Source organism: Shewanella marina JCM 15074, from assembly GCF_000614975.1.
Lineage (GTDB): Bacteria > Pseudomonadota > Gammaproteobacteria > Enterobacterales > Shewanellaceae > Shewanella > Shewanella marina.
Genome location: NZ_BALM01000055.1, coordinates 1 through 4,420, shown reverse-complemented (window position 1 = coordinate 4,420; position 4,420 = coordinate 1). Strand labels below are relative to the sequence as shown.

Genomic DNA, 4,420 nt, shown 5'->3' with positions numbered 1-4,420 from the left:
AAAACAACACTAGGTATTTCAGTTGGAACTATTTATCAAGGAAGTTTAATTAGTTTATTAACCGGTTGTGGTAGTGATAGTTCAAATAGCGGACACGTTGAAATACATGTGGGTGGTTTAATGGTCGTTGACCCTACACTTTGTTTAAGTTGTCGCCGTTGTGAAATAGCGTGTGTGTGGAATCATGAAGGCGGAGCGAGCCCTTCTTTAGCACGCGTTAAGGTGCTAAAAAATATGAATTATGGGCCTTATGGAGTACAGGCTAATTTTGAACAGCAGCGCGGCGAATGTGGTGATAAAACCATAGTGCCTGATACCTGTCGGCAATGTGATGTCTGTATTAAGGTATGTCCACAAACTGCAATAAGTTTAAATACCGAAACCGGTGCGAAAATAATTAATCAACAGCTCTGTATTGGTTGCGGTTACTGTGTTGATAAATGCCCTCAACATGTAATGACGTTAAATATTAATAATAACAAAGCAATTAAGTGCGACTTATGTGATGGTGAACCAGCATGTGCCCAAGTTTGTCCAAGCGGAGCTATAAAGTTTTATACATGGGAACAAGCTGAAACTGCATTAGAACAATATGAAAAGTTCACCGCAATTTTATAATTTATTATAAGGTAATTAAATATGTCTAAAATAGGCGGCTGGGCCGGGAATATACTACGAGTCAATTTATCAACCTCTTCAATAATAACTGAGTCTACCGAAAAATATTATGAATATATTGGCGGGATGGGTATTGGTTATAAAATATTATGGGATAACCATCAAGATAATATCAAGGCTACTGATCCTGCTAATATTATTATTTTTTCAGCGGGCCCATTAACGGGATCTGGGGTTATTTGTACCGGAAGAACAACCATAACATCACGAAGTCCAGTCATTGAAGGCCATTTAGTGACAGATGGACATTTTGGTGGTCATTTTTCACCAGCAATGAAATATGCAGGTTTTGATGCCATTGTTATCGAGGGGCAATCACCTCAGCCTGTGTGGCTTAAAATTATTGACGATCAAATCACGTTAGAGTCTGCTAGCCATTTATGGGGGCAGGGCATCTTTGATACTCATGCTGCAATAGCCGCTGAAATGGGGCCAGAGGCGCAAGTGGCAGCGATTGGTCAGGCTGGTGAAAATCAGGTTCCTTTATCTGTCATTATGACTCAAGGAGGGCACTCTGCTGGTGGTCATGGGGCTGTTATGGGGTCTAAAAACTTTAAAGGGATTGGCATTATTGGCACGGGAAGTGTTGCAATAGCGGCAAATTACCAGCAAATGCGGGAGTTGGATGATCATATTTTAGGGATTATAGGTGCTAATAATAATGGTGTTGTACCTTCAACACCGCAATCATGGTCTGAATTTTCAAATAAAGGTAGCCGTTGGAAAGCAAGACCGGGATTAACATGGGGAGCTGCTGATAAACCAATTGAATTAGGCGAGGTGGCTTGGCATGAAAAAAATAAAGTGGGCATGCGTACTTCGATGGCAGAGATGTATTTAGGAGAAGAGTTTGCCAATAAGTGGATGAAGCGAACCGGTGGTTGTCATGCTTGCCCTATCCGTTGTTTTTGTGAATTAAAAGTACCAGAGCTTAAGCAAAAATATGGCCGTAAAACTGAGCATATTTCGAACGTATGTATGGGTTTTATTGCACCTAAGGCATTATTAGCTGCGCCAGCTGGCAGTGAAAATGCAGCAATGGCTGCAGCTCTGGGGGCTCATATAATTGATGATTATGGCATTTGGTGTAACTACGGTTTGATCTCGCATTTGTTCAATTTCTTAAAATCGCACAATTACTTTGAAAAAATTCTACCATCAGAAGAGTTTAACGATATCCCTTGGCAATTATGGGAAGATAAAGATCCAGCTTTCTTACTCGATTTTTATCGTCGTATAGCGTTTAAAGAGGGCGAGATATCTCATCTTGGTGATGGTATGGCTGATATCATCAAACGTTGGCAATTGGATGGCACTAATGCGGAATTAGATTTTGTCGATCTACATCAGCAGGCCAAAGTTAAAATTTTTAATAAAAAAATGAATGTGGCAGTTCATCATGCCAACGAAACCGCAGGCCAAGTCGGGGCATTAATTAATACCGTTTTTAATCGTGATGCACAATGTCACTCGCATATTAATATTGTGAACTGTGGTTTGCCACATGACATGATTGTTAATATTGCCGAACGTAAATGGGGTAAAGGAGCATTTGATAAGGTACAGCATTACACGCCGATTAATGATGCCAAAGTGTATTTTGCACGTTGGTCATTGGTTAAGAATGTGCTTCATGACTCACTAACCTTATGCAATTGGATGTTCCCTTTACTCGCATCACCAGATAAGAATCGACAATATGAAGGTGATAGCACCATTGAAGCACAGATGTTCAGTTTAGTGACAGGGATAGAAACCAACGAAACTGAATTAGATTTTAAGGCCGAAAGAGTATTGCAATTGCACCGTGCTTTAACTGTTTTGCAAATGCAGCAAATGAATATGCGAGAGCAACATGATGTGTTGTCAGATTGGGTTTACGATATGGATCCTGATAAGCAATTTGGTGATGCGGGCACGATTAAAATGGGACGAGAAGATATGCAATTGGCGTTATCAATGTTCTATAAATCATTTGGATGGGATGATGCGACTGGTGCACCAACTCGTGCAACCTTGACCAAATTTGGCCTTAGTTACGTTGCAGATAAATTAGAAGCAGAGGGGTTATTACCCCAATGACCGAAAATTGGCTTGAGTATGTACGTTTGTTTAGTCAGCATGGTCGAATTGTAAATTTTGAACAAATAGCGGCTGTTATCGGTTGTGATTATGATGCAAATACTGCAATGGCGGCATATATCAAGGCTCAATTAACACAGCAGAATATGGACTTAAAAATGCTTGCTGTGGGTGAGCAGCGTTATCTCTATTCTAATCACTATATTGTTGATTGTTTTGCCAAGCGCTGGCTGGCCATAAATGATGGCCAAATTTTAGTGCAATTAGCTGAAGATGTCAGACTAAGAAGCGGGCCGCAAAACAGTGTATTGATGGTCTCAGAGTTAAGTTACGCACCATATTTGTTAACAGCCGAAGATACAGCAGAGCTAATTGAGCAGCTAACCTGCGCATATTCTGATATACGCTATGAGCATACACATGAACAACAAGGTTATTTGTTTTCGTTGCAATATCATTCGTTAGAATATGCTGCCGTTTTGGCTAATCAAGATCCATTTGAATGGTCGGTATAGTGATACTAAATGAAGAGGGAGTTTGCTCCCTCTTCATTAACGCTTATCAGCTTATAGATATGAGGATGATAAATTATTTATACAATATTCAATTTATTGATGGTTCTTAGTATCTGTAGAGGCAGGTTAATCCATCAGAATAACAAAAGCATCGTTTACACGTTGTTGCATTAGCTTTTGACGACTGAGGGCAAAATTAATTGATATAAATTGGTTTTTATAATGGTTCTATAATCAATATAAAGCAGATAAAACATGAAAGGCCGATGCTTTTTGTTGCAATGAGTGGAATAATAGCAAGGTTATATCTATTTGGAGATAGTGTGTGAGTAAGGCGATATTTTTAGATCGTGATGGCGTCATTAATAAAGAACATGGTTACGTACACTGTGTTGATGACTTTGAATATGTTGAAGGTGTCTTTGAAGCATGTCTTGAGCTTAAAAAGCTAGGCTATAAATTAGTTGTAGTAACTAATCAGTCAGGTATTGCTCGAGGTTTGTATAGTGAAGATGACTTTCACACACTAACTGAGTGGATGGATTGGAATTTCGCTGATAAAGGCGTTGACTTAGATGGTATCTATTATTGTCCGCATCATCCAACCAAAGGCATTGGCGAGTACTTACAAGATTGTGATTGCCGCAAACCGAAACCAGGCATGCTAAATTCAGCAGCTCAGTTCTTGAAGTTAGATTTATCAGCATCAGTGATGGTGGGTGATAAGGCTTCCGATATGCAAGCCGCGAAAGCCGCTGGAATCAATACTCGAATTTTAGTCAAGACAGGTCATGCATTAACGGAAGCTGATATGTTAGACGCCACCATTGTTTTGGATAGTATTGCTGATGTTCCAGCTTTTTTAATGAAATAATGGGTTGAGCATTAACAGTTTGAAGGCATAAACAAGGTGTTTATGCCTTTTTTATAAGCAAAATAAAGAGATTTGCTTAATAACTGTTCGGTTGTGCGTTGTTTTTTATAAAAGTAGTTGCATAGATTTACTCGCTCCCTATAATGCGACCCCACTGACACGGTGAAGCAGACGCAATAAGCGATTGTTAATCGTAAGTAAGTAGTTCATAAATGAATAAATAAACCTAGTTTGTTGAAATCATTAACTATTTACTTGACAGTAACTAAGG

Annotated in this window: 4 protein-coding genes; all 4 read left to right on the top strand. The window is 39.2% G+C overall.

The window, feature by feature from the left end; genetic code table 11:
- Positions 1-618 (top strand): 4Fe-4S dicluster domain-containing protein (locus tag JCM15074_RS20035; RefSeq protein WP_025823727.1); only part of this gene is annotated, 618 nt, incomplete at its 5' end.
- A gap of 21 nt (positions 619-639) precedes the next feature.
- Positions 640-2,760: an aldehyde ferredoxin oxidoreductase gene (locus JCM15074_RS20030; protein WP_025823725.1), complete on the top strand. Its 2,121-nt coding sequence runs from the start codon at positions 640-642 to the stop codon at positions 2,758-2,760.
- Complete coding sequence (locus JCM15074_RS20025) at positions 2,757-3,275, top strand: YdhW C-terminal domain-containing protein (protein ID WP_025823723.1); 519 nt, start codon at positions 2,757-2,759, stop codon at positions 3,273-3,275. The genes JCM15074_RS20030 and JCM15074_RS20025 overlap by 4 nt, the downstream gene beginning before the upstream one ends.
- Before the next feature lie 325 nt (positions 3,276-3,600).
- On the top strand, positions 3,601-4,149 hold the full coding sequence (gmhB, locus tag JCM15074_RS20020) for a D-glycero-beta-D-manno-heptose 1,7-bisphosphate 7-phosphatase (protein WP_025823720.1): 549 nt from the start codon (positions 3,601-3,603) through the stop codon (positions 4,147-4,149).
- Positions 4,150-4,420: the final 271 nt, after the last annotated feature.

Coding starts and splice junctions, on each gene's coding strand:
- JCM15074_RS20030 (WP_025823725.1), top strand. CDS start 640: ATGTCTAAAATAGGCGGCTGGGCCGGGAATATACTACGAGTCAATTTA.
- JCM15074_RS20025 (WP_025823723.1), top strand. CDS start 2,757: ATGACCGAAAATTGGCTTGAGTATGTACGTTTGTTTAGTCAGCATGGT.